A 23,737-nucleotide genomic window follows, 5' to 3' on the forward strand; every position below is an offset into this window, starting at 1 on the left:
GGGCCGCGCCTCGGAAGAGTTCAGCTCCGGGACGGCTCCGGAAACGGCCCCTGGAACGGTCCCGGGCACGGACCGTTAGCGTCCTCGGCATGACCTCACGAACCCTGCGCGCGACCGAGGCCGACGGCACCTCCTGGGACGATCCCTCCGAGGACCGACTGCACGACCTGCTGGCCGACATGAACCTCACCTGGCGGTACGTCATCGTCGACCGGCTGGACCTGGAGCCCGCCGGCCAGCACTACATGCAGGTCTACCTGCATGACGACCTCGGCTACCAACTGGAGTACAGGGAGGGCGGGCCGCAGCAGCACTACCAGGCACGGGTGCCGCGGCAACCCGGGGTGTTCGGCCTGGAACCCGTGGCCAAGGTCCTCCAGGACTGGGCCTTCGGGCGGCCCGGCTGGCGCGAAGCGCTCCCCTGGCTCCCGTGGCCCGGCCCGGAAGCACCGCAGTGACCCTCGTCGGACTCAGCCCAGCTGCGTGACGAGGGCGCGGCAGGCGCGCTGCAGCGCCTCGTCGTGCGAGATGTCCGAGTAGCGGCCGCCACGGCGGGCCAGGGCGAGCTCCGCGCGGATCCGGGGCAGGGCCGGCGCCGCGGCGGCGCCCATCCTGGCCAGGCACTCCACGGCTGCGTTGGCCGTGGCACCGTTCGACTCCCAGGCCTCGACCAGCGCCCGCACGACGGCCGGGCCCTCCACCTCGCCGCCGATGTCCCACAGGCCGGTCGCCGCGTGGACGCGGGTCCACTCGTACTCGTCGTCCAGCATCTCCCGCAGCCGCGGCAGTGCCCGCGCGGCGGGCGGCCCGATCCGGCCGAGCAGCTCCGCCGCGTTCCAGCTCAGCGCGGAGTCGAGCACGTCGTCCACCAGCGGCACGATCTCGTCCCGGTCGCCGGTGACGACCCACAGCAGGGCCAGCGCGGCGATCCTGACGTCCTGGTCATCGGCCCTGGCCAGGGGACGGATCACGGCGAGGTCGGGTGCCGCGCGGGGCCCTGCTGCGGCGAGCGTGGCGAGTGCCTTCAGGGCCGTGACCGCGGCGCCCCGCTGTGCGAGGCCCATCGCCGCCGTGAGGGTGTCCGTGATCGCAGGGACGGCCGCCGGGTCGCCGAGCGCGGCCAGGGCGGACAGCAGGGTGCCCGCGCCCGTCCCGGGCCACTCGTCGGAAAGGTCGACCTCGCCCAGGCGGTCGCACAGCCTCGGCACCAGTTGCTGCGCCGCCTGCGGCAGCCTGCCCGCGACCTGCACGGCACGCCAGGCGTCGACCCCGCTGTCCAGGGCCGTCAGCAGCCCGGGCAGGGCCCGTACGTCACCGAGCTCGGCCAGCGCGAGGACCGCCTCCTGGTGGGCCCGGCGGAGCAGCGGCTTCGGCGTGGCCCACACGTCCGGGCCGTGCGCTGCCCGCTGCGCGAGGACGTACGCGGCGAGGGCCTCGCGGGCAGGCCCGGCGACGGGGTGGCAGGCGCTGAGGGCCCGGGCCGCTTCGGCGGCGGTGTACGGGTCGTCGGGAAGGAGGTGCTCGGAGACGAGGAGCAGGAGCGCGGTGTGGTCGCCGCGCCAGGACTGTACGAGGTCCTTGCTCATCCGTATCGCGTCGTAGCGGGATCCGGGGTCCGGGCTGCGCAGTTGCTCGGCGAGGAGGGCCGTGCGCTCGGACACCCGGGAGCCCAGCACGGCGTGGAAGGTGTGCAGCAGGTCCGTGGTGGGCGCGTGGACACGGTGGTGCCGGTCGAGTTCCTCGAAGGCGGCAGCGATCTGCGGCGGCACGTCGGCCGCCGGGGTCGCGGCCGGGGCCGGGGTCGGGGTCGGGGTCGCGTCCGCGGCCGGGGTCGCGGTCTCGTCCGGGGCCGCGGTCTCGTCCGGGGCCGCGGTGCGGTCGTCCGGCTCGTCGACCGCCGGGGCGGCTCCGGCGGCCCGGAGCAGGCCGATCGCCGCCGGTACGACGCCTTCGCCGATGTCCTGCGGGGCGCAGCGGGCCCGGTGGACGAGGGCGGCGAGCCGGGTCGTGGGGTCAGCTGCCGCGTCGGCGGCCAGCGCCGTGAGCCGGGCCGTGGCCGCGACCAGGGCTGCCGGCAGGCGCAGGGCCAGCGTGGCCATCGTCTCGACGACCAGGAGCCGTTCGGTGGTTCCGTGCGCGAGGGGCAACCGGTCACCGAGCAACGCGACGGCACGGTCGGCGTCCTCAAGGAACAGCCCGAGCGCCGGAACGGCGGCCTCGCGCGTACGGGGATCGGCGTCGCCGGCGAGGCGGACGAAGTCCTCCACGTGCGCGCGCATCGCGTCCACCGCGGCGGTCACGTGGTCCTCGGGCTGGGCGCCGTACCGGTCGTCATACGCGCAGTGCTCAAGGGCGTTGCTCCCGATGCTGACCAGCAGCTGGACGATCGGGGCGCGGTCGGGTGCGGCGGGGTCCGCGGCCAGGGCGAAGAGGAAGGGCAGGCTCGCCGTCGTGCACGCGTACACGTCGCCCTGGTGGTGGACCGCGCCGTAGTACCTGCTCAGCGCCTTGCGGCGGACCTCGGCGTCAGCAGAGGCCAAGGCCGCCAACAGCTCCGGAACCTCGTCCGCCGGGCCGTACGCGTGGTCCGTCGCGGACCAGTCGAAGTCATCGAGTTCGATCATGGGCTGCACTATGCAGGGGCGCACTGACAGCGCGGCGGCGCAGGGGGCTTGGGTTCCGCCAGGGCTCCGCCGGAGGGTCAGCCCGGGTCGGCGCGGCTGGGGGGCGGGGCGCCGGGTTCAGCCGCCCGGGCGCGGGAACGGACGACGTCCGGGTACCAGTTCGTGAAGCGCACGGCCGCGAGGATGGCGCCGATCTGGATGATCCAGCCGGTCCAGAGGTTGGCGGGATCGCGCAGGACCAGGTCGCTGTAGGCACCGGCAACCGCCGCGACCAGGAACGCCAGTCCCCAGGCCCCGGTGATCAAGTAGTTGGTGCGCAGGAAGGCCGGGGTGTGCCAGAAGCGGCTGTCCACCTGCTCGCGTGCGTACTGGAGCGTGAAGGGGATCCCGACGGCCATCGACCCGAAGGCGATCAGCACCAGGGCGATGTTCGACACCTCTCCGGCATACGTCTCCAGCCAGCGGTGCGTCCCGGCTCCCACCACTGCTCCGATCACGGCCAGTACGGCGAAGAACACCAGGTCGGAGAGTTCGAGGATCTTCCAGGAGCTCCCCCGGTGCAGGGCCCGCCCGCCGATCACGAGGAGCAGCGTCGTGACGAGGGCCAGGCCCACCGCGAGCTCGAACCGGCCCGGGCCGACCATGACCGAGAAGATGATCCACGGGGCCATGCCTACCACGGGGCTGTTCAGCGCGCGGGCCGTCCACCCGCCGGACCGGGAAGGGGCCTCGGATCCCATGCGCGGGCCTCCGTTCGCAGGTCTCCTACCAGGCTGCCCCCGGCTCCCGGTCGCCGCGACACGAGCGGACCGTGATCCGCCCGGGGCGACAGGGCGGCCCCCGTCCGACTGCGCCACGAGGCGATGCGATGCGATCATCATGGCCGGGCCGGACCCCGAGCGGCCCGTACGCGAGCCGGCGCGCCCGCGTCCGCCACCGCCACCGCCACCGCCACCGCCACCGCCACCGCCACCGCCACCGCCACCAGCGAAGGGCTCCGCACCCCATGGGACGCCTGCCGGCCGGCACCGACCGCGACGAGTTCCACGCTCTCGTCGTCAGGACCGACCACGACAGCGAGCAGGCGTGGCAGGCCGTCATCGCCGAGCTCATGCAGCCGTGGGGCGACCGGGACTACGAGCCGCTCGTGCACTTCGTCGACGACCCCGCCTGGGCCGGGGCGACGGTCGACGAGGTCCTCGTAGCGGCCGCCGCGGACGAAGACCTGTGCGTCGTCTTCGTCGCAGACTCCGTGACCATGGGCTCCGCCCACCACGGCCTGCTGGCGGTGACCACCGTCCCGGCGGAGGAATACGAGAACCTCGAAGAATACGAAGAGCTCCGCGAGCTCGGACGGGAGTTCCGCACGGTCCCGGCCGGCGTCCACGACATCCACGCGAACCTGTCGATCGCCAACCTGGACTTCGAGGACTTCGCGGCTGCGGCCCGTGAAGCCCCCGGCAGGGTGTTCCGCTCCCTCTGACCCGCAGGGGCCACGGCCCTTCCTCACGCATCCGGGACCGGCCCGCCGGCCGCCGCGTCGCCGGTCGACGTCCGGACGCCGCCGGATGGCTGCGGGTGGGGCTACGGTGCCTCGTATGACGCACTGGATTCACGGCCCCTTTCCGGGGCACGAGGTGAACGTGATCTTCTCCAGGGGGATCCCCCTGGAGACGCTCCTGCGCGGGCTCTCCGGCATGCGGCGGGAGCCGATCGTGTACCGGGAGAAGGACGGTTGGTGCTGCCTGGTGCACGACATGCACAACGGGGAGGCCGGCGACTACGACGCCGTCGACTACCGGCGGCTGTGCCCGGACGGCGGTGAGATCCTCGCCTTCGTGACCGAACCGTGCAGCGCGAAGGCACACGGCCCGTGGTTCACGTACTGCCGCGACGGAGAAGTGGTCACCGCCTTCAGCTTCGAGAACGTGATCGAGCCGGTGGGTGCGGATCCCGATCCTCTGGCAACCGCCCTGGCCGCGGGCGTACCGGTCGGCGGCGACGACTTCGAGTCCCGGTACGGGGGCGGGTACGGGTCCGAGGAGCGGATCGTCCGGACCATCAGCAGCCACTTCGGCCTGCCCGAACTGACCATCACCCCTGTGGAGCCGTAGGCACCTAGGGGCCGTATTCGGCGTCGGGGTCGGCGTCGGCCAACACCGCCACACCCAGACGGAGCTAGGCAAGGCTTGCCTAAAATTACCTAGGGTGCGGGCATGAAGAAGATCATCCACGTGCTGACGGCAGTGGTTGCCGGATTAGTCCTCGCCGCACCCGGCACCCTCACCACCCCCGCCGCGGCCGCGACCTCTCCCTCGGGCGGCTCCCCGCGGCGCGAACTCCCCCGGCCCACGGGCGCCTTCGCCGTCGGGCGGGACACGCTCCACCTCGTGGACGGGGAGCGCAAGGACCCCTGGGTGCCCACGGCCGACCGGGAACTCCTGCTGACCCTGTACTACCCGGCGCTCGCCCGCACCGGAACCCCCGCCCCCTACATGGCCGTTCCGGAAGCCGAGGCGCTGCTCACCGACCGGGGGCAGCTCGGCGAGTTCGCCACGCCCGAGCGCGTCGCCGCCACGCGTACGCACTCCCGTACCGGTGCACTGCCCCGGGCCGGGGCGCACCGCTACCCGCTGGTCGTGCTCTCCCCCGGCTTCACCCTGCCGCGCTCCTCGCTGACCTCCCTGGCCGAGGACCTCGCCAGCCGCGGCTACGTCGTGGCCGCGGTGGACCACGCGTACGAGTCGGACGGCACGGTCTTCCCCGGCGGACGGGTGCTCACGTGCAAGGCCTGCGAGCAGGTGTTCCCCGACGGGTCGCTGCACCGGGTCTCCGACGGCCGGGCCCGTGACGTGCCGTTCGTCCTGGACCGGCTCACCGGCCCGCACTCCGCGTGGCGGTACTCGTGGCTGATCGACGCCCGGCACGTGGGCATGGCCGGGCATTCCATCGGCGGCGCGGCGGCCTCCGCCACCATGGCCGCGGATCCGCGCGTGGACGCCGGGGTGAACATGGACGGCACCTTCTTCACCCCCGTGCCCGAAGCCGGTCTCGACGGGCGGCCGTTCCTGATGCTCGCCGGTGATCCGGCCCTCCTGCCGCCCGACTTCCCCGACACCTCCTGGGAGGACACCTGGCCCCGGCTGGACGGCTGGAAGCGCTGGCTGACCGTCACGGGGGCGGGCCACCCGGCCTTCACCGACTGGCCCGTACTCGGCGACGAAGCGGGCTACTCCCATCCCGAGACCCCGCTCTCGGGCATCCGCAGCCAGCAGATCACGCGGGCGTACGTGGGCGCGTTCTTCGACGTCCACCTACGGGGGCTGCCGGCGCCGCGTCTGGACGGGCCGAGCGCGGCCGACCCGGAAGTCGTGTTCCACCGCAGCTGAAGCCGCCCGGGGGTGCGCTCCGCTGCGCGCACCCCCGTCACCGCCGTCACCGCGACCATCGGGTGATGGAACGGATCGGCCTGCCGGCACCCTGCGTCGGCGGCCCGGCCGGGCACCCCGGCGGCCGTCGCCCGTACCGGCCTGCGAGAGTGACGGCATGCTGCTGATTCCTGAGAACACCCTGTTCGTCCGGGGTGCCACCCCCGTACTGCTGCTCGCCGACGCCCCTGTGCACGCGTACCTGCCGGTGCTCTCGGCGCCCGACGGAAGGGTGCCCGCGTGCGAGGGCTGGAGCGTCGTTCCCAAACTCACCCTGTGCGTCGTGGACGGCCCGGGAGAGACCGGGATCATCATCCCCGCGCTGGCCGCACCGGTGGTCGACGGGGCCGGCGGGACCCTGGAGCCCGGCGAGATGGCCGACTGGTGCACGGACGCCGACGCGGCCGGCGGTGTGGTCGTCCTGTCCCTCGAAGAGCTGCCCGAGGAGCTCGACTGGGACCACCTGCTGGGCTCGGGCACCGCCCGCGGCGGGTTCGTGCCGGCGCTCTCCTGAGCCCTACTCACCGACGCCGACCTGAGCGGCGACGGAGAAGTCGGTGATGGCGCAGCCGTCAGGCCGCTCGGCCTGCCGGGGTGACCAGGACCAGCGGGATCTCCCGGGCCGTCGCGGTGCGGTAGGCCTCGTACGACGGCATCGCGGCCACCACCGTCGGCCACAGGCGGGCCGCCTCGGCCGTCGTGGCCGGACGCGCCGTCGCGGCGAAGGCGGACGAGCCGACCCCGGCCAGCCTTGGCTGCCGGGGCTGCCGGAGCTGCCGGCGTTACCGAGGCCGGACGGTCAGCCGTGCCATACCCCGGTCGCCGCGGTGGTCCGTACGTAGTCGGAGAAGTCGCGGGGTTCGCGGCCGAGGGCTCGCTGGACCCCGTCGGCGAGGTCGGCGAAGCGCCGCTCGCCGATCCAGCCGTACAGCGTGTTCAGCAGGTCGGTGTAGTCCGGCGGAAGACCCTGCTGGGCGGCGTACTCGGTGAACTCGGCGGGCGGCAGGTGCCGGTAGGCGATGTCCCGGCCGGTGGCCCGGGCGATCTCGTCGGCCACTGCGTCCATGCTCAACCGGCGCGGCCCGGTGAGTGCGTAGGCCTCTCCCGCATGGCCGTCCTCGGTGAGCGCCGCGACGGCCACGTCGGCGATGTCCTCGGCGTCGACGAAGGGCTCGACCCCGTCCCCGGCCGACATCACCAGGTCACCTGCCAGCAACTGGCCGCGGAAGAAGGGGTCCTCGCTGAAGTTCTGCGAGAACCAGGACGGCTTCAGGATCGTCCACGCGGTGCCGGATTCGCGCACGGCCCGCTCGGAAGGGAGCTTCTCCTGCCCTTCCGGCACCACCCAGTCGCGGGCGGACAGCAGTACCAGCCGCTCGACGCCGCCGGAGGCGGCGAGCTTGGCGAAGGAGCCGAGGGACGTCGCGGCGTCGGCGACCTGCGAGTCGACGAGGTAGGCCGCGCGGACCCCTTCGAGTGCGGGCTCCCAGGTGTTCTCGTCGTTCCAGTCGAATGCAGTGGTGCGGGTCGTCCCCTTGCGGGAGGCAGCGCGGACCTCGTGTCCGCGGCGGCGCAGACCCGCGGCCACGCGGCGTCCCGTCTTGCCCGTGCCGCCGAGTACCAGAATCGGATGTGTCGTCATGCCTCCAGTCAACCCGCCCTCGGTGAGCCGCAGAATGGTCCAGCCGCTCATCCCGATGTCTGAGCGTCCAACACCGTCTAGGCTCGCCCCATGGATGCGTTGGCGAGCCTGCTGTACGAAGTGCGTTCCGACGGTGCGCTGTTCAGCCGGAGCATCATGTCCCCGCCCTGGTCGGTCCGGTTCGCCGACCGCACCCCGCTCACCTTGATCACCATGCTGCGCGGGGAGGGCTGGGTCGTTCCCGGCGGGGACGAGGCGCCCGTCGCGCTCGGCCAGGGAGACGTGGCCATCGTGGTGGGGGCGGAGCCCTTCACCCTCACCGACGACGCGGGCCTGTGCACGCCGCCGCTGTACGTGGTGCACGGCCCCGACCACTGCACGACGGCAGACGGCGCGGAGGTCGGCGAGGACCTCATCCTGGGTCTGCGCACCTGCGGGACCAGCCTGGACGGGCCCTCCGTACTGCTCACCGGCAGCTACCACGTCGGCGGCCGGGTCTCCGAACGGCTGCTGAGCGCGCTGCCCCGGGTCCTGGCGGTGCGCCACGGGGGCACGCCCGGACCGATCCTGGAGCTCACCGCGCTGGAGATCAGCCGGGACGACCCGGGCCAACAGGCCGTGCTGGACCGGCTCCTGGACCTGCTGTTGCTGTCGACGCTGCGGGAGTGGTTCGCCGGCCCGGAGGCCGATCCGCCGGGCTGGTACCGGGCGCTGGGCGACCCCGTCGCGGGCCGCGCCCTGCGGCTGATCCACGAGCGGCCCGCACGGCCGTGGACGGTGACGGCCCTGGCCGAGGAGGCGGGGGTCTCGCGGGCCACCTTCGCCCGCCGTTTCAGTGACCTGGTCGGCCAGCCGCCCATGGCCTACCTGACCGACTGGCGCCTGGCCCTGGCGGCCGACCTGTTGGTGCGTACCGAGGCGACGGTGGAGTCGATCGCCCGGCAGGTCGGTTACCGCAGCGCCTTCGGGCTGAGCGTGGCCTTCCACCGCGTGTACGGCACCCGCCCCAGCCAGCACCGGAACGCGGCCTCAGGCATGGCGGGTTGAGGGATGAGGGGAGGTTCCGGTCCCTTAGGCTTCCGTTGATCGTTTTTCGGCGTCGGGGGCACGGAACATGAACAAGTGGGGATCGATCGTGGGCGTGACGGCGCTCGCACTGCTCGCCGTGGGATGCGGGTCGGGCAAGGACGCCGTGGGTGCGGGCCCGGTGGGCGAGGGCGGCACGCCGGGAGCCCGGAGCGGTGATCCCGCGGCTTCGGCCCTGGCGGCCCCGAAGCCGTCCCAGAAGGCCGGCGAGCTCGGCGCCGATCCGGGTACGCGGTACACCCGGGTCGCTTTCCCGCAGATGGAACAGCTCACCTGCGACGAGGGAGACGGCGGCTTCCGCTACGGCAGCGGTCATGACATGCGGGTGTCCGGCGTCGACGAACTGCCGGCCCGCAAGGATTCCACCGAAGGCGCCGAGATCTCGTGCTTCGGCTTCCCCCGCATCAAGCTGAGCAAGGGCACCAGGACTGCGGTCGCACCGGATCTCGTCGCGCGGACCAAGCTGTTCGACGACGTGGCGGATCCCAAGGACGCGCTGGAGAAGGCCTTCGAGAAGTCCCTCCCGGCCGATGACGACGACCGGGTGCGCGTGGGCGGGCCGACGGCGGTCACCACCGAGACACTGGTGATGAAGTGCCAGGAGAACGTGGCCGACAGCTTCCCCATGACCACCTGCCTCTGGGCGAACTACGGCGCGGTCGGTGCGATCGACTACTTCCCGCCCGGCGGTGAGCACTTCTCCATGCACCAGGCCGTCGAGCGGACGAAGGAGTTCGTCGGCAGCGCGCTGAAGGCGCCCGGCGGCGGCTCCTGACCGGCACCCCTCGTAGGCGGTCCCGGTCCGGGTCATGCCGGGGTCGGCTCGGCGGGCGGCAGTGACCAGTGGAAGGGGAACTGCGCCGAGCCGGTGGCCTCGACCCACTCCAGGCGGCTCTCCACGACCGCCCGCCGCGGCGGGGGGCACGCCGTACGGAGCCGGGTCAGCAGGGCACGGAGCCGGAGCAGGGTCATCGGGGACTGGGCGGCGGCGACCATGACGTCGTCGACCGCCTGGCGCACGTACTGCTCCCAGGTCGGGACGCGGACGATCAGCCGTGCCGCGCCCTGCGCGTCGGTGAAGGTGCCGATCGACAGGTCGCGGCCGGACAGCCGGGTCAGCAGGTCCTCGGTGTGGTCCAGCGTCTGCACCGCGGTGGCGGGGTCGTTGACCGCCGGGGACAGGGCGCGCAGCGTGATGTCCGTGAGGAGGCGCAGCGGCAGCCCGGCGTCCTGGTCGAAGGTGCGTTCCAGGCCGGTCAGGACCGAGCCGAGCACCTCATCCGGAGCCAGGTTCCCTCCGTGGGCCCGTGCGATCAGGGTGCCCGCGGAGAGGAGGGAGCCGATGGGCGCCTCGATGGTGACGAGGCTGCCGTGCCGTGCGGCGGCCGCGGCGAGGGCGGGTACGTCGATCTGCTGGAGGACGGCCGCCTTGCCGGGCCACCGGACTTCGAGCGGGGCGTCCGTACCGCCCGCACCGTCCGTACCGCCCGCACCGTCCGTACCGCCCGCACCGTCCGTGCCCGGTACCGGGCGGTCGGCGGGCGGGCGGGAGCCGGGTGCGTACGGGCGCGCGTAGAGGGCGTCGAAGAGGCGGCGGCCGCGCTCGCTGACCGCGTCGAGGACGGCGGCGAGCTGGATCGCGCTGAACGCCCTGGACTGCAGGGTGCGCACGAAGACGAGCGTGAGCAGGGCGCACAGCACGGTGGCCACCGGGACGGCGACGGTGACCTCGGTCTTCTTGCCCATCGACAGTCCCGCGGTCACCGAGAAGATGAAGACGCCGACGACGAAGGCGAAGGTCCGCCACACGATCGGGTCGTCGCGGAACAGGACGAGGCGGGGCGTGAAGGTGCTCGCCGAGAACTGGATGACCAGGAAGAGCATCGAGTAGATGATGGCGACCAGGCTGACGACGCCGAAGCCGATGCTGAACACGAGCGTCACCACCCGCGCGACCTCGACCTGCGGCCCCACGGAGATGCGCGGTACCAGCAGCCCGAGGACCAGGCCCACGACCGCGCAGACGAGCTGCGCGAAGTCCCGGCGCATCGCGCGCGTGGGGTGGTGGAAGGGGGTGCCCCTGCGCCGCCGCATCCCGGACCTGCGGAGCGCGGGCACCTCAGCCGAGCCGGGCATGCGGCCTCCTTCAACGGGTGCCGAGGGGGTGGTGCTGGGTGGTGCCAGTGAGTGATGCAATCACGGGCACCGCGAGCCCGAGTGGCGAAATGCCGGATACATCACTGTTTCCGTCATGGTTCTGCTGAAGGGCGGTCGCCGCCGCCGGTAGCAGCCTTGGAGGAGAACCGTCGTGTCCGAACCGCAGGACCGGCCGCGCCGGTTCGCCGTACCCGGCTGGATGCGCCGGCACACTCCCCTGCTGGGCCGCGTCCTCGGCCAGTTCGCGGCGGTCAGGGTCCTGGACTGCGCCACCCGGCTGGCCGCCCAGGCCTTCCTCGGGGCGCTGCCCTGCCTCTTCGTCATCGGGGCGCTGGCACCGGACTGGCTCCAGGAGCAGCTCGTGTACTCCATCCGTGGCGCGCTCGGGCTCCAGGACGCGGCGCTGGACCAGGTGCGGGCGGTGTACGACGCCACCGACCCCACCGCCGTGGCGAGCACCAGCGGCGTGGGCGTGATCGTGACCCTGGTCTCCGCGACCGCGTGCAGCCGGGCGTTGCAGACGACGTGCGAACGCTCCTGGCACCTGTCCAAGACCGGGGCCAGGCTCGCCGCCTGGCGCTGGCTGGCCTGGCTCCTGGTGTGGCTCACGGCGCTGTTGTTCCAGGGGCCGCTCCAGACCGCCTTCGGCACCAGCCGCGCCGTCGGCTTCCTCATCGCGGCGGTCGCCGGCATCTGCCTGTGGTGGTGGACCCAGCACCTGATGCTCGGGGGCCGCGTCCCGTGGCTGCCGCTGCTGCCCGGCGCGGTGCTGGCCGGGCTGGGGGTCCAGCTGCTGGTCCTGGGGTCGAGGATCTACATGCCGCGGGCGGTGGAGCGCAGCCTCCGGGAGTTCGGCCCCCTCGGCTCCGTCTTCGTCCTGCTCTCCTGGCTGATCGGGCTCTTCTTCGTCATCACGACGGCCGTCGCCGTCGGGTACGTGCTCGCTCACGAGCCCTGGGCGGCCAGGCGGCTGCACACCCCGGCGGCTGCGGACGAACCGAAGAGGGCCGCCCCCGGGGCGGACGACCCCACGGAACCCGCCGGGCCGGCCGGGTGAACCGCGCGGTCGGGCCGGTCGGGTGAGACGTCCCGGTCGGGCCGGTCGGGTGAGACGTCCCGGTCGCGCGAGCCGGGCCGGGACCGTACGGGCGCCCGTCCGCAGCCCTCCTACGGGGGGTCCTGGGCGGACTGCACGCCCGTCACACGCTTTTCATACCCCGTGCATGGTCTGGGACGGGCGCGGCTTCCATGATCGTCGCAGCGCCCATCCGTCCCCGCCCGCGAGGAGCAGCCCCATGTCCAGCCGCCGTACCTTCCTGACCGGCTCGGCCGCCGCGCTCGGTGCGGCCGCCGGCGTCCCGGCCGCCGCCGCGGCTCAGGTGCCGGGCGCGCCGGACGGCGCCGGAGCGGCTGCGGGAGCCGCTTCCGAGGCCTCTGCCGGTACGAGGCCGCCGAACATCGTCGTCGTGCTGGCCGACGACCTCGGCTACGGCGAGCTCGGCGCCTACGGGCAGAAGCTGATCGCCACGCCCCGGCTGGACCGGCTCGCCACCGAGGGGCTGCGCTTCACCGACGCCTATTCCACGGCCGCCGTCTGCGCCCCGTCCCGCGCCTCCCTGCTGACCGGACTCCACACCGGCCACTCCACGGTCCGCGCCAACCCCGCGGCGGCCCAGGGCTCGCTCACCTCGGCCGACACCACCTTCGCCGAGGTCCTGCGCGCCCGCGGCTACCGCACCGCGGTGATCGGCAAATGGGGTTTCGGCCCGGAGGCCGCCGGCCAGGACAGCCACCCGGCGGCGCGCGGCTTCGAGGAGTTCTACGGCTACATCGACCACAGCCACGCCCACCAGTACTACCCGCAGTACCTGTGGCACAACGACGCCAAGGAGACCATCGCGGCCAACGCGGGCGGCGCCAAGGCCGTCTACGCCCCCGACCTCCTCGAACAGCGCGCCCTGGACTTCATCGACGACAACGCGGCGCAGCCGTTCCTCCTGCTGCTGACCCCGAACGTCCCGCACGCGCCCAGCGACGTCCCCGACACCAGCGCCTACGCCGGACGCACCTGGTCCGCCTCGAACAAGGGCCATGCGGCCCAGGTCAGCTACTTCGACTCGCTCGTCGGCAAGGTGGTCGACCGGCTCCGTGCCCTCGGCCTGGAGCAGGACACCGTCCTGCTCGTCACCAGCGACAACGGCCCGCACGAGGAGGGCGGGGTCGATCCCGACCTGTTCGACGCCAACGGGCCGCTGCGCGGCTACAAGCGCAACCTGTACGAGGGCGGCGTACGCGTCCCGCTCATCGCCTGGGGACCGGGCCGGGTGCGGCAGGGCGCCAGCAACCGCATCACCTCGCTGACCGACGTCCTGCCGACCCTCGCCGAACTGGCCGGCGCGCCCGCCCCCACGGACGTGGACGGGCTCTCCGCCGCGCCGCTGCTCGGCGGCAGCGCCGACTCGGCCCGCCACGGCCACCTGTACTGGTTCCGCGACGAGCGCGGAGTCACCAGCCGCGCCAACGCCCAGGACAACAAGCGCGCCACCTGGCTCGCCGAGGCGGTCCGCCAGGACAACTGGAAGGCCGTGCGCTTCGCTCCCCAGCGCGACCACGCCCTTCCCGACGCTCAGTGGCAGGTCGAGCTCTACGACCTGGCCACCGACCTGGGCGAGACGCGCAACGTCGTGGACAAGCACCCGGCCAAGGTGACCGAGCTGGTGGCGCTGATGCGCTCGTCCTGGCAGGACACCTACACGCGGATCCCGTTCGGTACGCGGCTGACGCTGCCCCCACTGGCCGTCCCGGGCCAGGCGTTCACCGTGACCGCCACGCTGGCCAACGGATCCGCCCGGCCGTGGACCACGGCCGCCCTCGTCCTGCGCGCCCCGGCCGGCTGGACCGTCACCCCGGCCTCGGCGAACACCGCCGAACAGCTCGCCGCAGGCGCCCGGCTCACCGCCTCCTGGCAGGTCACGGCGCCCGCGGACGCCGCTGCCGCCCGGAGCTGGGAACTCACCGCGGAGGGCAGCGCCGTCACCCCGGCGGGCCCGGTCCGCTACCCGGCGACGGGCAGCGTACCGACCCCGCCGCCCGCGCCCACACGCAGCTCGTACCTCTCGGACCTCACCTGGATCAGCGCCACCAACGGCTGGGGGCCGGTGGAACGCGATGCCTCGAACGGCAAGAACGCCGCCGGGGACGGCCCGTCGATCGCCTTCGGCGGTACGACGTACCCCAAGGGCCTGGGCGTCCACGCACCCAGCGACCTCGCCTACCATCTCGGCGGCGTCGGCGTCCGGTTCACCTCGCTGGTCGGGATCGACGACTTCTCCGCCGCCCAGAGCGCGGTCGGCGCGACCCGCGCCAAGGTCTACGGCGACGAGCGGCTGCTGCACACCACCCCGACGCTGACGGCGGCGACCGGACCGGTCCAGGTCGACCTCGACGTCCGCGGTGTACGCGTGCTGCGGCTGGTGGTGGAGGACGCCAACAACCGCAGCTCCTTCGACCACACCTCCTGGGCCCTGGCCCACGTCACCGTCGGCTGACGCCGCCCGGGGCTCCACCCCGGGCAGCCGTCGCTGCACCGGTCTGCGCCGATATCGGGGTGCGGACCGGCGCGGGCGGCTGGCACTGTCCCGTCATGACCTTGATCGTTCGACGCCACCGCCGCGCGCGAGGAGTTCCTCGCCGCCCTCGACGGCGCCGGGAGCGGGCACGAGGTCAATCCCGTCCTCAAACGCGGCGCGGTGCCGGCATCAGGTCGGGGCTCTGCTGCCAGCCCCACCACAGCCCGTAGCCGGCTCCCAGGAGCAGCAGGCAGCTCAGCGCCTGCACGATGGACTCGCCGAGGAGTTCCCCGAAGAACTCCTTGGTCCCTTCCCAGATCGCCCTCAGGTTGCCGTGGTCTTCCTCCAGGGTCTTCGTCGGTTCGCCCGGCTCGGGCGACGGGTCCTGCGGCCTCGTGGTCATTTCCCCCCTTGTCGATCGGTTCAGCGGTGGCGGGCCAGGGCCGCGGGAGCGCCGGCCGACTGGGCTCCTTCGGATTCGAGCGTCACCCGGTCCGGCTCCGCCATGGTCAGCACGTAGATGTTGCCGCGGGGGCAGTCGAAGGTCGCGCCCCGGTCGGTCGGGTGGCTGGTCACCGCCTCGAAGACCGCGGTGGCCCCTCGGACCTGCCGCAGTTCGAGGGCCTCCGTGCACCCGAGGTTGCGCCCGCTGGCGACCTCCTTGACCTCGCTGACCTGCCGGCCGACGAGCTCGCCGACGGCTCCGGCGTTCAGCGTGACGGTGACGCCGAACTCGCCGGTCCTCGCCAGGGTGATGCCGTCCGCGTCCGGGGTACCCGGGCCGGTCCCGGACCAGGTGCCGACCCACGTCTGCGGCAGCGCCGCCGTGGACGCGGACCCGGACGCGCTCGGGGCGGTGGCGGCGGGGGTGGCGGGGGCCGAGGCCTTGCCGTCGGCGCCGCGGCTGCCGCCGTCCCCCTCACCGGTGAACCGGACCGCGAGCGTGACGGTCACGGCGAGGGCCGCGGCGCCGACGGCCGCGGCGCTCAGCAGGGTCGTCCGGGAAGCCCGTCCGGTCCGGCTCCCGGACTCGCCGGGCGACGGCAGCGGCAGCGGCAGCGGGGTGCCGGGGGCCGTGTCCGGCGGCGCCGGTACGGCGGGCGCCGCCGCAGGTGCGACGGGAGCGGGGATGGGGGGCTGCGCGGGCGGGGACTGCGGGCCGGGCGCGGCGAGGAGGTCCTGCAGTGCCGCCTCCCGCCGGGCGACCTCCTTGAGGAGGGCGGGTGAGGCCGCCTCGGTCCAGGCGTCCTCCCCGTCGGCGGCGCCGAGCCGCGCCCGGACCTCCTCGGCGGCAGGCCGCCGGTCCGGATCCTTGGCCAAGCAGTCCCGTACCAACGGAAGGAGCACGTCCGGCACTCCGTCGAGAAGGGGCTCGTCGTGGACGATCCGGTACAGCAGGGCCGGCAGGTCCAGTTCCTCCCCGCGCGCGAGGAAGGGGCTGCGTCCGGTGGCCGCGTACACGAGGACCGCGGCGAGGGAGAACACGTCCGCCGGAGCCGCGGCGACGGCGCCGCTCGCCTGCTCGGGCGCGAGGAAGCCGGGCGTGCCGATGACCGTGCCCGTCCGGGTGCGCCGCGGGTCGCGGACCGCGCGGGCGATGCCGAAGTCGATGAGGTAGGGCCGCTCCCGGCCCAGCAGTACGTTCCCCGGCTTGATGTCGCGGTGGACCACGCCCGCTTCCCGCACGGTGACCAGTGCGGCCGACAACTCCCGGGCCAGGGACCACAGGGCGGGTCCGGCGAGCGGCCCCTGGCCCTGCACCCAGTCACCGAGGGAGGGTGCGGCCACGTACTCGGTGGCCAGCCACTGCGGGGTGGCGCCCGGCGGGCTGAAGTCCACCACCGAGACCGTCCACGGGCAGCGCACGCGGTCGTTGGTGCGTATCTCCGTGGTGAAGCGTTCGGCGAAGTCCGGTTCCTGGCTGAGGTGCCGGTGGACGGTCTTCAGGGCCAGCGGACGGCCGGAGGCCGTACGGGCCAGGAACACCTCGCCCATCCCGCCCTCGCCGAGCCGTGCCAGCAGGCGGTACCCGCCGATCTCCGGCGGTTCACCCGCTCTCAAGGACTCCACCGACTCCCCCTGCCCTCATGCCCGTTGACGGTCCGCAGTGTACGGACCGTCCGGTGGGCGGCTCCACGGAGGTGGCCCGCTCCCGGGACCACCCCCGCGAGCCCCCAGGGCCGAGCCACGCGGCCGGTCCGGCGTTCCGCGCCGGCCCCGCGGAAGTCATCGAACTCGCCGCCCCGTCGGCCTGACCCCTCGGGGCGACCGCCGTCAGCGACGGGCCCGGCAGGAGACCATCAGCCATGCCGCATCGGAGAATTCCGGCCGGTCCAGGTGGGCGACGGCGCGTCGGATCTCCGGCTCCGTCATGAGACCTGCCTCGACGAGGGCCGGGGTGGCTTGGGTGAAGCACTGGCGCCAGTACGCGTCCTCCGCGTCGTCCCGCCCGCATGCCGACAGTTCGGCGGACATCGTGAGATCGGTCAGTCCGGCGTCGGCCATGGCCAAAGGGATGCGTCGGGCCCAGGAGTTGTCGGTGCCGTGGATCCGGGCCATGAGCTTCTCGCAGGCGGTCAGGAGCGCCGCGAAGTCGGGGTAGGGAGAGGATTCGGCCGGCAGATAGGTGGGGTCCTCGATGACCAGCCAGCCTCCCGGCTTCAGCCAGCCCGCCATCCGCCGTACGACCTGCTCGGGGGCGGGAAGGTGGGTCAGTACCGCCCGGGCGTGGACGAGGTCGAGCGAAGCCGGGGGAAAGCCCGCCGTGGTGACGTCCTGCTGCACGACCGTCAGATTGCCGGGCCGATCCGTGGACTCGAGGAAGCCTGTGTCCAGATCGGTGGCCGTGACCCGTCCGTCCGGACAGGTTTCGGCGAGCCATCGCGCCACCCCGCCGGTTCCGGCTCCGACTTCGGCGCAGTGCCAGGACCGTGTCATGGGCAGGTGCTCCAGGATCCGGATCGTTGCGGGATCACAGACCTTCTCCAGGAGGAGCAGCCGGTCGTACTCCCCGGCCGTCCCGTGGCCCAGGAGGCCTTCGGCGTAGCGGTCACTCATCGGCGCGCCTCCACAGACCGCGGTGTCGATGGCGTTCATACCCGCTCGCCGAGGTCGGTCATGGGGCTCGCCCACTGCTGCATGAGTTCCACCAGGCGTCCGCAGTAGGAGCGTTCCGCCTTGAGGTACTGCGCGTCCCCGGCACCGAAGGACCAGGCGATGGCGTTCATCTCCTCGTCGTCGTGGGAGGGCGCTGCGCGAAAGAAGTGCTCCAGCCGGTCACCGATGGCGGGGAATCGCCCGACGGGGAGTTTGAGAGCGTAGAAGCCCACGCGCTGGATCCGGCCCGTGGCGGCCGTCATCGTGACGGAGAAGGTGTAGCCGGTGGGTGCGGTGAACTCCTGCATGTCCTGCATCACGGAGGCTTTCGGGAGCCCGGCGCCGGTGAGAGCAAGGAACTGCTCGGCCTGGGCGGGCGAGAAGCCCTCGGAGGTACGGAAGTACAGGTTCACCGACCGGTGCTGGTAGTCGACCGCCACGTGCCGCACCCACACCAGTCCCAGCTGCCGGAAGGCGGCTTCGTGCCGCCGGATCCCTTCCGGCACGCCCGGAGCGGCGAGGATGTCGGTCAGGGGCCGCATCCCTCCCAGGAACACCCAGGTCTTCACGAGCCCGGCGGCGGCGTCGAAGTCGCACAGCTCGGTCGAATCCGCGTACAGGCCGCTCCAGACCTCGATCAGCCGGGCCACGGGATCGGCCGGCTCCAGGAGTCCCGCCCTGGTCGCGATGGCGACGGTGGCCGTGGGACGGCGCTCGTAGAAGCGGTAGTTGAGCGCACCGGCCGGCTTGCTGGTGGTGCGCCACAGGACCGCTCCGTCGTGGAACCCTGCCGCGAACGTGTCGACCATGCGGCGGGTGGTGTCCGGGCAGTAGGCGGCGCCGATGGCCCGGGCCGTCGCCTGGGTGTCGGCCAGGAACCGAGCGGGCGCGAACTTGCACGATCCGGGCATCTTCTCTCCATTGCACTGATGGTCGGTGTTGCTTGTCCGCCGGGCTTGGCGAGCGCACGGGGTGACCCCCTGGCGGGATCTCCGATCACCGCTCAGCGGGCGTGGTGACGGCCCAGCAGACCGGGAAAGCTGGAAGGGCCCACTGGCTGAGCAATCTCGTCCGGTTCACTCCGCGTACCCATTGGATCCATGGGAGGAGGCATGCGGCAAGCACCCACTTCAGTGAAATGATCTTGCCGTGGCTGACTTGATCACGGCGTCGGAGCCGTCTTGGTCGGTCCCGTTCTCCGGGCCGCGCTCGGCGCAGTGCAGGGCGATGAGGTGCGCGTCTCAGAGGCCCAGGGCTTCGGCGAATGCCGTGAAGGTGGGGGCCAGCGGGCGCCAGGCGCACCGGCGGGGGTCCGTCCAGAAGTCGCTGCCCACCACGCGCGGGTCCAGGGGGTCGGTGCGGTAGTCGAGGGCGAGGGCCACGTCGTCCCCGGGCACTCGGTTCACCGCGATGAGCACCGCCTGGTCGATGTCCAGCCAGGGCAGTTCCACCGGTCGTCCGGCCTGCCCGCTGCTGCTCCCGCGCACCTCGCGGAACAGCTTCGAGGAGAGCGGGTCGTCGGCGAACATGTCCATGGACCGGGATTCGCTCGTCATCTGCTCCGCGCTCGTGAGGAAGTGGAGCGGGTCCTCGAACCACGGCGCCAGTTCCGCCATCTTCGCGTCCCCGGGATGGCGCCACCGGCCCTGCCGGAGCAGCGCGGTCAGCTCCGCGGGCAGGGCCAGTCCACGCACCTTCACGTTCGCCATGGCGGACAGCGTGCCACGGCTCCACGGCCCCGGCCGAACCGGGGTGTCGGTGCCCGAGGTTAGGCTGCGGGAGTGCCCGCGGCGCCCGCCGGGTAGGTGCGGATACCGAAGGGGCCGAGGCGATGTCTTGCGTCGAACACCGTCTGGAGGCGGTGATGGCGGCGCCGCTCGACGCCCTGGTCGACCCCGTGCACCAGCACCGGCCTCCCTTGCACACGGTGGCCACCTGGGACCTGCCGGAAGCCGACCGGCGGGCCCTGGCCGATCGAGGGCTGCCCGACGATCTCTTCATGGCGCCACGGTTCCAGACCGCCACCGGGCCCGCCCTCGCGCCGCCCCTCGCGGCGGGTCCGCTCGAACGCGGGCTCCTCACGCCCGCCGACCGGCTGTACGACCTCGGCCGGTGGGGCTCCCACGACGTGACGCCGAAGATGGGGGCGGTGGCAGGAGACGGCCGGATCCTCGCCGTCAGGCCCGCGCCCTTCACCGCGGCGGATCTGCATCCGGCGCTGCGCGAGGCCTACGCCGGCCTGTACCGCCCGGCCGTCGACTTCATCAACTCCTCGGCGGCCCTGCTCGTCGACATCAGCTGGCGCTGGCGGGCGGCGGTCCCCGTCCTCCTGGAACTGACGGAACCGGCCCCCACGTGTTCCGAGGCGGAGTTCGCCGCACACCTCGCCCGGCTCGACGCCTGCGAACGGATCGTACTGACGGGGATCGAACGCATCGACCCCGCCCTCCGCGCCGACGACGCCTCCGGCACCCTATGGGGTGAGGTCGTCACCGATCACGGGTGACATCACCTGGACACGAGAAGGACGAGGACCGTGCGGACCCATCGCTACAAGAAGCAGACGGCGGGCTCCGGCGTGTTCCTCGGGATCTCCGCCGTGGTCAGCCGCCCGCCGACCACACCGGCCGTCGGCGCCCCGGTCAGCGACCGGGTGTGGCTGGCCGCCTCGGCCGTCGACCATGCCTTCTACGGGAACCGGCTGGCCCTCGACGCACACGAACTCGGCTGGCTGCGCCACGGCCTGGCGACGACGGCCGCGGACATCGAGCGCGTCGAGACCTGCCCGTTCGTCCTGGTCGAGGTCCGGGCCCTGGAGATCGTCGAGGCCCGCTACCGGCCGACGGCCCTCGCCGCCGCGATCGCCGGCTGGGCCGCCGAGGAATTCGGGCTGCCCCCTCGCCCCTGGGCGGGCGGGGCGTGACAAATGTAATGGACTGTCAAGGTGCTTCTCCTTCTGGAGGTTGATGCCTGATTCGTCCTGGCGGAGGAAGTACCGCGCCGACCTGGCGGCAAGACTCGAAGGGACCAAGATCGCCGGGCCCCACCGGGCCACCGACGAGGAGCCGCCGTGCACCGCACCCGTCCTGCCGACCGCCCCGCCGCCCGTCCCACCGGACGACCCCTACGACGGCTGCGCCGCGCCACCGCCGCCGGAGCCGTGACCGTCGCCCTGCTGGCGGGCCTCGCCCCGGCCGCGCACGCCGCCGGGCGGAGCCCGCTGCCCGCGCCGTCCCCGGCGACGGACCACCGCCTCGACCGGTCCCAGCTCCAGGCACGGCTGAAGGCGGTACAGGAGGCCGGCATCTACGGCGTCTTCTCCGCGGTCCGCGACGGCCGCCAGCGCTTCGACGGCGCCGCCGGCCTCGCCGACATCTCCACCGGCCGCCCCGTCCGCCCGGACCTCCAGCACCGCATAGGCAGCATCACCAAGACGTTCACCGCCGTCGCCGTGCTCCAGCAGTCCGCCAAGGGCCGGATAGACCTGGACCGACCGGTCGCCGACTACGTGCCCGAGCTCCTTCCCGGCGACCGCGGCCGCAAGGTGACCGTGCGCATGCTCCTCAACCACTCCAGCGGCCTCGACGACTACGTCGCGGACGCCTTCCCCTCCCTCCAGAAGGGGACCCCGGAGAGCCTGGACGAGCACCGGTTCCGCACGGTGCGGCCCACCGAACTGATCGGTTACGCCGTGGCCCGGCCGCAGCTGTTCGAACCCGGCACCGACTGGAGCTACTCCAACGCCAACTACCTGATCCTGGGCGAGGTGCTGCGCAAGGTGACCGGCCAGGACCCGGAGCGGCTGATCACCCAGGACGTGATCCGGCGGACCGGCCTGCGGAACACCTACTTCCCCGGCACGGACCCGCGCATCCGCGGCGCCCACGCCCGGATGTACGAGAACATGCACGGGCTCATCGACCCGCCGCGCGACTACAGCATCTACAACATGACCTGGGCCGGGACCGCCGGCGCCCTCGTGTCCACCCCCCAGGACCTCAACACCTTCTACCGCGCCCTGCTGACCGGCGACCTGCTGCCGCGCCGCCAGCTGGACCAGATGCGCACCACCGTCGACGTCAAGGACGGCGAGGGAACGGTGGTCATGCGCTACGGACTCGGCCTCTACTCCCTGGACACCCCGTGCGGCCCGGCGTGGGGCCACGACGGGGGCGTCTGGGGTGCCGGCACCTGGGCGCTGTCCAGCCCGGACGGCTCCCGGCAGTTCGCCGTCGGCTACAACCTGATGAAGTACCAGCGGGTCGACGAGACCGGCACGAAGTTCCTGCCCCACCCGGCCGACGCCGCCATGAGGGACTACCGCGACCAGTCCCTGTGCGGCACCACCGCGCCGCCTGCTCCGGCCCCGCCCGCAGCCGCTCCGACCGCGGAAGCCCCGGCCGGCGAGGCGCCGGCCACCGCGCCGCGCCTGCCGGATCCGGCGGTGCGGGCCGTCCCCGGCCCCCTGTCCGGCCCCCTCCGCTGACCCCGCCGACGGCCCCGGCCCCGCTACGGGCCGGGGCCGTCCGGCGTAGGTACCCGGACTCGGCCGCCGCCCCTCAGCAGCGGCGGCCCTGGCACGGGAGCGCCGCCGCCGGTTCGACAGCAGCCTCCCCCGTGCGCCGGAGCAGGACGACGAGGAAGGTCAGCGCGATTCCCGCAGCCACCACGTGGAAGGTGGTGCTGATCCCGTACGCCGTCGCTTCCCTGAGCTGCTCCCCCGTCAGGCCGCCGAGTCGAGCCGTCGCCACGAGGACCAGGAGGGCGAGGCCCACGGCGGCGCCCATCCCCGATCCGGTGGAGGCGATTCCCGAGGCGATGCCCTGGTCACGGTCGGCGACACCGGTGCCCGCGGCGATGAACATGCCGGTGAACACGATGCCGTCGCCGATGCTGAGGGCGACGAGCCCCGGGAGCAGCGCGGCGTACGAACCGTCCGGGGAGACGGCCAGGCCGAGGAGGACGGCTCCGAGCGCACCGACGGCGAGGGCGCCGAGCAGCGTCCGCCGCAGGCCCCAGCGCGTCACCAGCTGTCCGGCCGTGGTCGAACCCGCGACGACCACCACGGTCGGGATCAGGAAGCCGGTGCCGGTCTCCAGGGCGTCGTAGCCGAGGACCTCCTGGAAGTAGACCGAGAGGAAGTACAGCACCGAGCCGAAGGTCGCCATGAACATGAACGCGATGACCACGCTCGTGACGAGGCTGCGGTTGCCGAGCAGCCGCGGCGGTACGAGCGGGTCCTCGCTGTGCCGCTCGACGCGTGCGAACACTCCCAGCAGGAGCAGTCCAACGGCCGCGGCGGCGAGGACGACGGGCGAGAGCCAGCCCAGCCCCGGTCCTTGGACCAGCGCGAACACGATCAGCGTGACGCCGAAGGTGACGCTGAGCGCACCGGGCAGGTCGAACCTGCGCGCCCTGTCGCGCGGCCGGTCCTTCGGGAGCAGGACGAAGGCGAGGAGCAGTGCGGGGCCCGCGAGCGCGACGTTGACGAGGAACACCGCCTCCCAGCCGAAGAGGTGGGTCAGCAGGCCCCCGAGGAGTACGCCGATCACCAGGCCGGCCGCGCCCGCGCCGCCCCAGATCCCCAGCGCGCGGTTGCGCACGCGGCCTTCGCCGAACGTGACGTTGATGAGGGCCAGCGTGGTCGGGAAGACCAGCGCACCGCCGAGGCCCTGGACGGCTCGCGCGACGAGGAGCGTCCCGGGGCCGGTCGCCAGTCCGCCGATGAACGCCGCTCCCGCGTAGAGGGCCAGGCCGGTGGCCAGGATCCGGCGCCGCCCGATGAGGTCCGCGGCCCTGCCGCCGAACAGCAGGAAGCCCGCGGAGACGACTGCGTAGGCGCTGATCACGGACTGCAGGGTCTGCGCGGAGTAGCCCAGGTCCCGCGCGATGTCGGGGAGGGCCACGACGACGATGTACTGGTCGAGCGAGACGGTGAACATGGCGAACGACAGGAGGGCGAGCGTCGCCGTCTCACGGTTGCGGCCGAGCCCGGCCGTCCCGGGCGCCCCGGCAGATGCCACAGCAGCACTCCTCAGCAGGAGGCATCAACATCCGACATGTCTCATAGATGCGATACGCCCAGGAATGTACCACTGCGCCGGGAGGCGGCCGGGATCCTGCCCGGTGTTGCTC

The 23,737-nt window shown here is 73.1% G+C and carries 24 protein-coding genes; 13 read left to right on the forward strand and 11 right to left on the reverse strand.

Going from position 1 to position 23,737, the window contains the following annotated elements:
- The first annotated feature begins 89 nt into the window (after nucleotides 1–89).
- Nucleotides 90–458, forward strand: a complete 369-nt coding sequence (locus tag IO30_RS0100755) for a hypothetical protein (protein ID WP_031138112.1) — start codon at nucleotides 90–92, stop codon at nucleotides 456–458.
- Between the two features lie 12 nt (nucleotides 459–470).
- Here IO30_RS0100755 and IO30_RS0100760 read toward each other — a convergent pair whose 3' ends face one another.
- Both IO30_RS0100760 and IO30_RS0100765 read right to left on the reverse strand, forming a co-directional pair.
- A complete protein-coding gene (locus IO30_RS0100760; protein ID WP_031138114.1) occupies nucleotides 471–2,624 on the reverse strand; it encodes a HEAT repeat domain-containing protein in 2,154 nt (717 codons plus the stop codon).
- 77 nt (nucleotides 2,625–2,701) lie between these two features.
- Entirely contained in the window at nucleotides 2,702–3,364 is a 663-nt protein-coding gene (locus tag IO30_RS0100765; RefSeq protein WP_031138115.1) for a hypothetical protein, read from the reverse strand.
- A gap of 266 nt (nucleotides 3,365–3,630) precedes the next feature.
- On the opposite strand from IO30_RS0100765, the gene IO30_RS0100770 reads away from it, so the two are divergent.
- From IO30_RS0100770 to IO30_RS0100785, 4 genes are all read left to right on the forward strand, one after another.
- A complete protein-coding gene (locus IO30_RS0100770) occupies nucleotides 3,631–4,107 on the forward strand; it encodes a DUF6924 domain-containing protein (RefSeq protein ID WP_031138116.1) in 477 nt (158 codons plus the stop codon).
- 115 nt (nucleotides 4,108–4,222) lie between these two features.
- The gene (locus IO30_RS0100775; RefSeq protein WP_051901752.1) at nucleotides 4,223–4,738 is read left to right on the forward strand and encodes a hypothetical protein; all 516 of its coding nucleotides are present in this window, start codon (nucleotides 4,223–4,225) and stop codon (nucleotides 4,736–4,738) included.
- Nucleotides 4,739–4,840: 102 nt separating this feature from the next.
- Complete coding sequence (locus tag IO30_RS0100780) at nucleotides 4,841–6,013, forward strand: alpha/beta hydrolase family protein (protein WP_031138119.1); 1,173 nt, start codon at nucleotides 4,841–4,843, stop codon at nucleotides 6,011–6,013.
- Nucleotides 6,014–6,170: 157 nt separating this feature from the next.
- Entirely contained in the window at nucleotides 6,171–6,566 is a 396-nt protein-coding gene (locus IO30_RS0100785; protein ID WP_031138121.1) for a hypothetical protein, read from the forward strand.
- Nucleotides 6,567–6,624: 58 nt separating this feature from the next.
- Here IO30_RS0100785 and IO30_RS47510 read toward each other — a convergent pair whose 3' ends face one another.
- Both IO30_RS47510 and IO30_RS0100795 read right to left on the reverse strand, forming a co-directional pair.
- Entirely contained in the window at nucleotides 6,625–6,801 is a 177-nt protein-coding gene (locus IO30_RS47510; RefSeq protein WP_078904471.1) for a nitroreductase/quinone reductase family protein, read from the reverse strand.
- 50 nt (nucleotides 6,802–6,851) lie between these two features.
- Nucleotides 6,852–7,694 carry an NmrA family NAD(P)-binding protein gene (locus tag IO30_RS0100795; RefSeq protein WP_031138123.1) on the reverse strand — a complete coding sequence of 281 codons (843 nt, stop codon included), beginning with the start codon at nucleotides 7,692–7,694 and terminating at the stop codon, nucleotides 6,852–6,854.
- Nucleotides 7,695–7,784: 90 nt separating this feature from the next.
- On the opposite strand from IO30_RS0100795, the gene IO30_RS0100800 reads away from it, so the two are divergent.
- Nucleotides 7,785–8,741 (forward strand): AraC family transcriptional regulator, encoded by a 957-nt coding sequence (locus IO30_RS0100800; RefSeq protein ID WP_031138125.1) that lies wholly within the window; start codon nucleotides 7,785–7,787, stop codon nucleotides 8,739–8,741.
- A gap of 67 nt (nucleotides 8,742–8,808) precedes the next feature.
- Entirely contained in the window at nucleotides 8,809–9,555 is a 747-nt protein-coding gene (locus IO30_RS0100805; RefSeq protein ID WP_031138127.1) for a hypothetical protein, read from the forward strand.
- Nucleotides 9,556–9,587: 32 nt separating this feature from the next.
- On the opposite strand, the gene IO30_RS0100810 is transcribed toward IO30_RS0100805, so the two are convergent.
- The gene (locus IO30_RS0100810; RefSeq protein WP_051901753.1) at nucleotides 9,588–10,916 is read right to left on the reverse strand and encodes a DUF2254 family protein; all 1,329 of its coding nucleotides are present in this window, start codon (nucleotides 10,914–10,916) and stop codon (nucleotides 9,588–9,590) included.
- Between the two features lie 172 nt (nucleotides 10,917–11,088).
- Here IO30_RS0100810 and IO30_RS39955 point away from each other — a divergent pair, with 172 nt between their 5' ends.
- Together IO30_RS39955 and IO30_RS0100820 are read left to right on the forward strand one after the other, a co-directional pair.
- The gene (locus tag IO30_RS39955; RefSeq protein WP_031138132.1) at nucleotides 11,089–11,994 is read left to right on the forward strand and encodes a YhjD/YihY/BrkB family envelope integrity protein; all 906 of its coding nucleotides are present in this window, start codon (nucleotides 11,089–11,091) and stop codon (nucleotides 11,992–11,994) included.
- A 238-nt stretch (nucleotides 11,995–12,232) separates the two neighbouring features.
- On the forward strand, nucleotides 12,233–14,485 hold the full coding sequence (locus IO30_RS0100820) for a sulfatase family protein (protein ID WP_031138133.1): 2,253 nt from the start codon (nucleotides 12,233–12,235) through the stop codon (nucleotides 14,483–14,485).
- A 187-nt stretch (nucleotides 14,486–14,672) separates the two neighbouring features.
- Here the strand turns inward: IO30_RS0100820 and IO30_RS39960 are convergent, their stop codons facing one another.
- Both IO30_RS39960 and IO30_RS0100830 read right to left on the reverse strand, forming a co-directional pair.
- The gene (locus IO30_RS39960; RefSeq protein WP_037892625.1) at nucleotides 14,673–14,909 is read right to left on the reverse strand and encodes a hypothetical protein; all 237 of its coding nucleotides are present in this window, start codon (nucleotides 14,907–14,909) and stop codon (nucleotides 14,673–14,675) included.
- A 20-nt stretch (nucleotides 14,910–14,929) separates the two neighbouring features.
- Nucleotides 14,930–16,576: a serine/threonine-protein kinase gene (locus IO30_RS0100830; protein ID WP_051901754.1), complete on the reverse strand. Its 1,647-nt coding sequence runs from the start codon at nucleotides 16,574–16,576 to the stop codon at nucleotides 14,930–14,932.
- Between the two features lie 53 nt (nucleotides 16,577–16,629).
- On the opposite strand from IO30_RS0100830, the gene IO30_RS47515 reads away from it, so the two are divergent.
- The gene (locus IO30_RS47515) at nucleotides 16,630–16,761 is read left to right on the forward strand and encodes a hypothetical protein (RefSeq protein ID WP_272933180.1); all 132 of its coding nucleotides are present in this window, start codon (nucleotides 16,630–16,632) and stop codon (nucleotides 16,759–16,761) included.
- 19 nt (nucleotides 16,762–16,780) lie between these two features.
- On the opposite strand, the gene IO30_RS0100840 is transcribed toward IO30_RS47515, so the two are convergent.
- From IO30_RS0100840 to IO30_RS0100850, 3 genes are all read right to left on the reverse strand, one after another.
- Nucleotides 16,781–17,563 carry a class I SAM-dependent methyltransferase gene (locus IO30_RS0100840; protein ID WP_037892706.1) on the reverse strand — a complete coding sequence of 261 codons (783 nt, stop codon included), beginning with the start codon at nucleotides 17,561–17,563 and terminating at the stop codon, nucleotides 16,781–16,783.
- Between the two features lie 35 nt (nucleotides 17,564–17,598).
- Complete coding sequence (locus IO30_RS0100845; RefSeq protein ID WP_031138137.1) at nucleotides 17,599–18,513, reverse strand: aromatic prenyltransferase; 915 nt, start codon at nucleotides 18,511–18,513, stop codon at nucleotides 17,599–17,601.
- Nucleotides 18,514–18,843: 330 nt separating this feature from the next.
- Nucleotides 18,844–19,311: a hypothetical protein gene (locus IO30_RS0100850; protein ID WP_031138139.1), complete on the reverse strand. Its 468-nt coding sequence runs from the start codon at nucleotides 19,309–19,311 to the stop codon at nucleotides 18,844–18,846.
- Nucleotides 19,312–19,433: 122 nt separating this feature from the next.
- Between IO30_RS0100850 and IO30_RS0100855 the strand changes: the two genes are divergently transcribed.
- From IO30_RS0100855 to IO30_RS0100865, 3 genes are all read left to right on the forward strand, one after another.
- Nucleotides 19,434–20,108, forward strand: coding sequence for an SUKH-4 family immunity protein (locus tag IO30_RS0100855; protein WP_078903642.1), 675 nt, complete (start codon nucleotides 19,434–19,436; stop codon nucleotides 20,106–20,108).
- Nucleotides 20,109–20,138: 30 nt separating this feature from the next.
- Nucleotides 20,139–20,525 (forward strand): hypothetical protein, encoded by a 387-nt coding sequence (locus IO30_RS0100860; RefSeq protein WP_051901755.1) that lies wholly within the window; start codon nucleotides 20,139–20,141, stop codon nucleotides 20,523–20,525.
- A gap of 147 nt (nucleotides 20,526–20,672) precedes the next feature.
- Complete coding sequence (locus tag IO30_RS0100865; RefSeq protein ID WP_237403290.1) at nucleotides 20,673–22,088, forward strand: serine hydrolase domain-containing protein; 1,416 nt, start codon at nucleotides 20,673–20,675, stop codon at nucleotides 22,086–22,088.
- Between the two features lie 73 nt (nucleotides 22,089–22,161).
- Here IO30_RS0100865 and IO30_RS0100870 read toward each other — a convergent pair whose 3' ends face one another.
- On the reverse strand, nucleotides 22,162–23,625 hold the full coding sequence (locus tag IO30_RS0100870; RefSeq protein ID WP_237403291.1) for an MFS transporter: 1,464 nt from the start codon (nucleotides 23,623–23,625) through the stop codon (nucleotides 22,162–22,164).
- Nucleotides 23,626–23,737 lie beyond the last annotated feature (112 nt).

It is taken from the genome of Streptomyces xanthophaeus, assembly GCF_000725805.1.
Taxonomy (GTDB): domain Bacteria; phylum Actinomycetota; class Actinomycetes; order Streptomycetales; family Streptomycetaceae; genus Streptomyces; species Streptomyces xanthophaeus.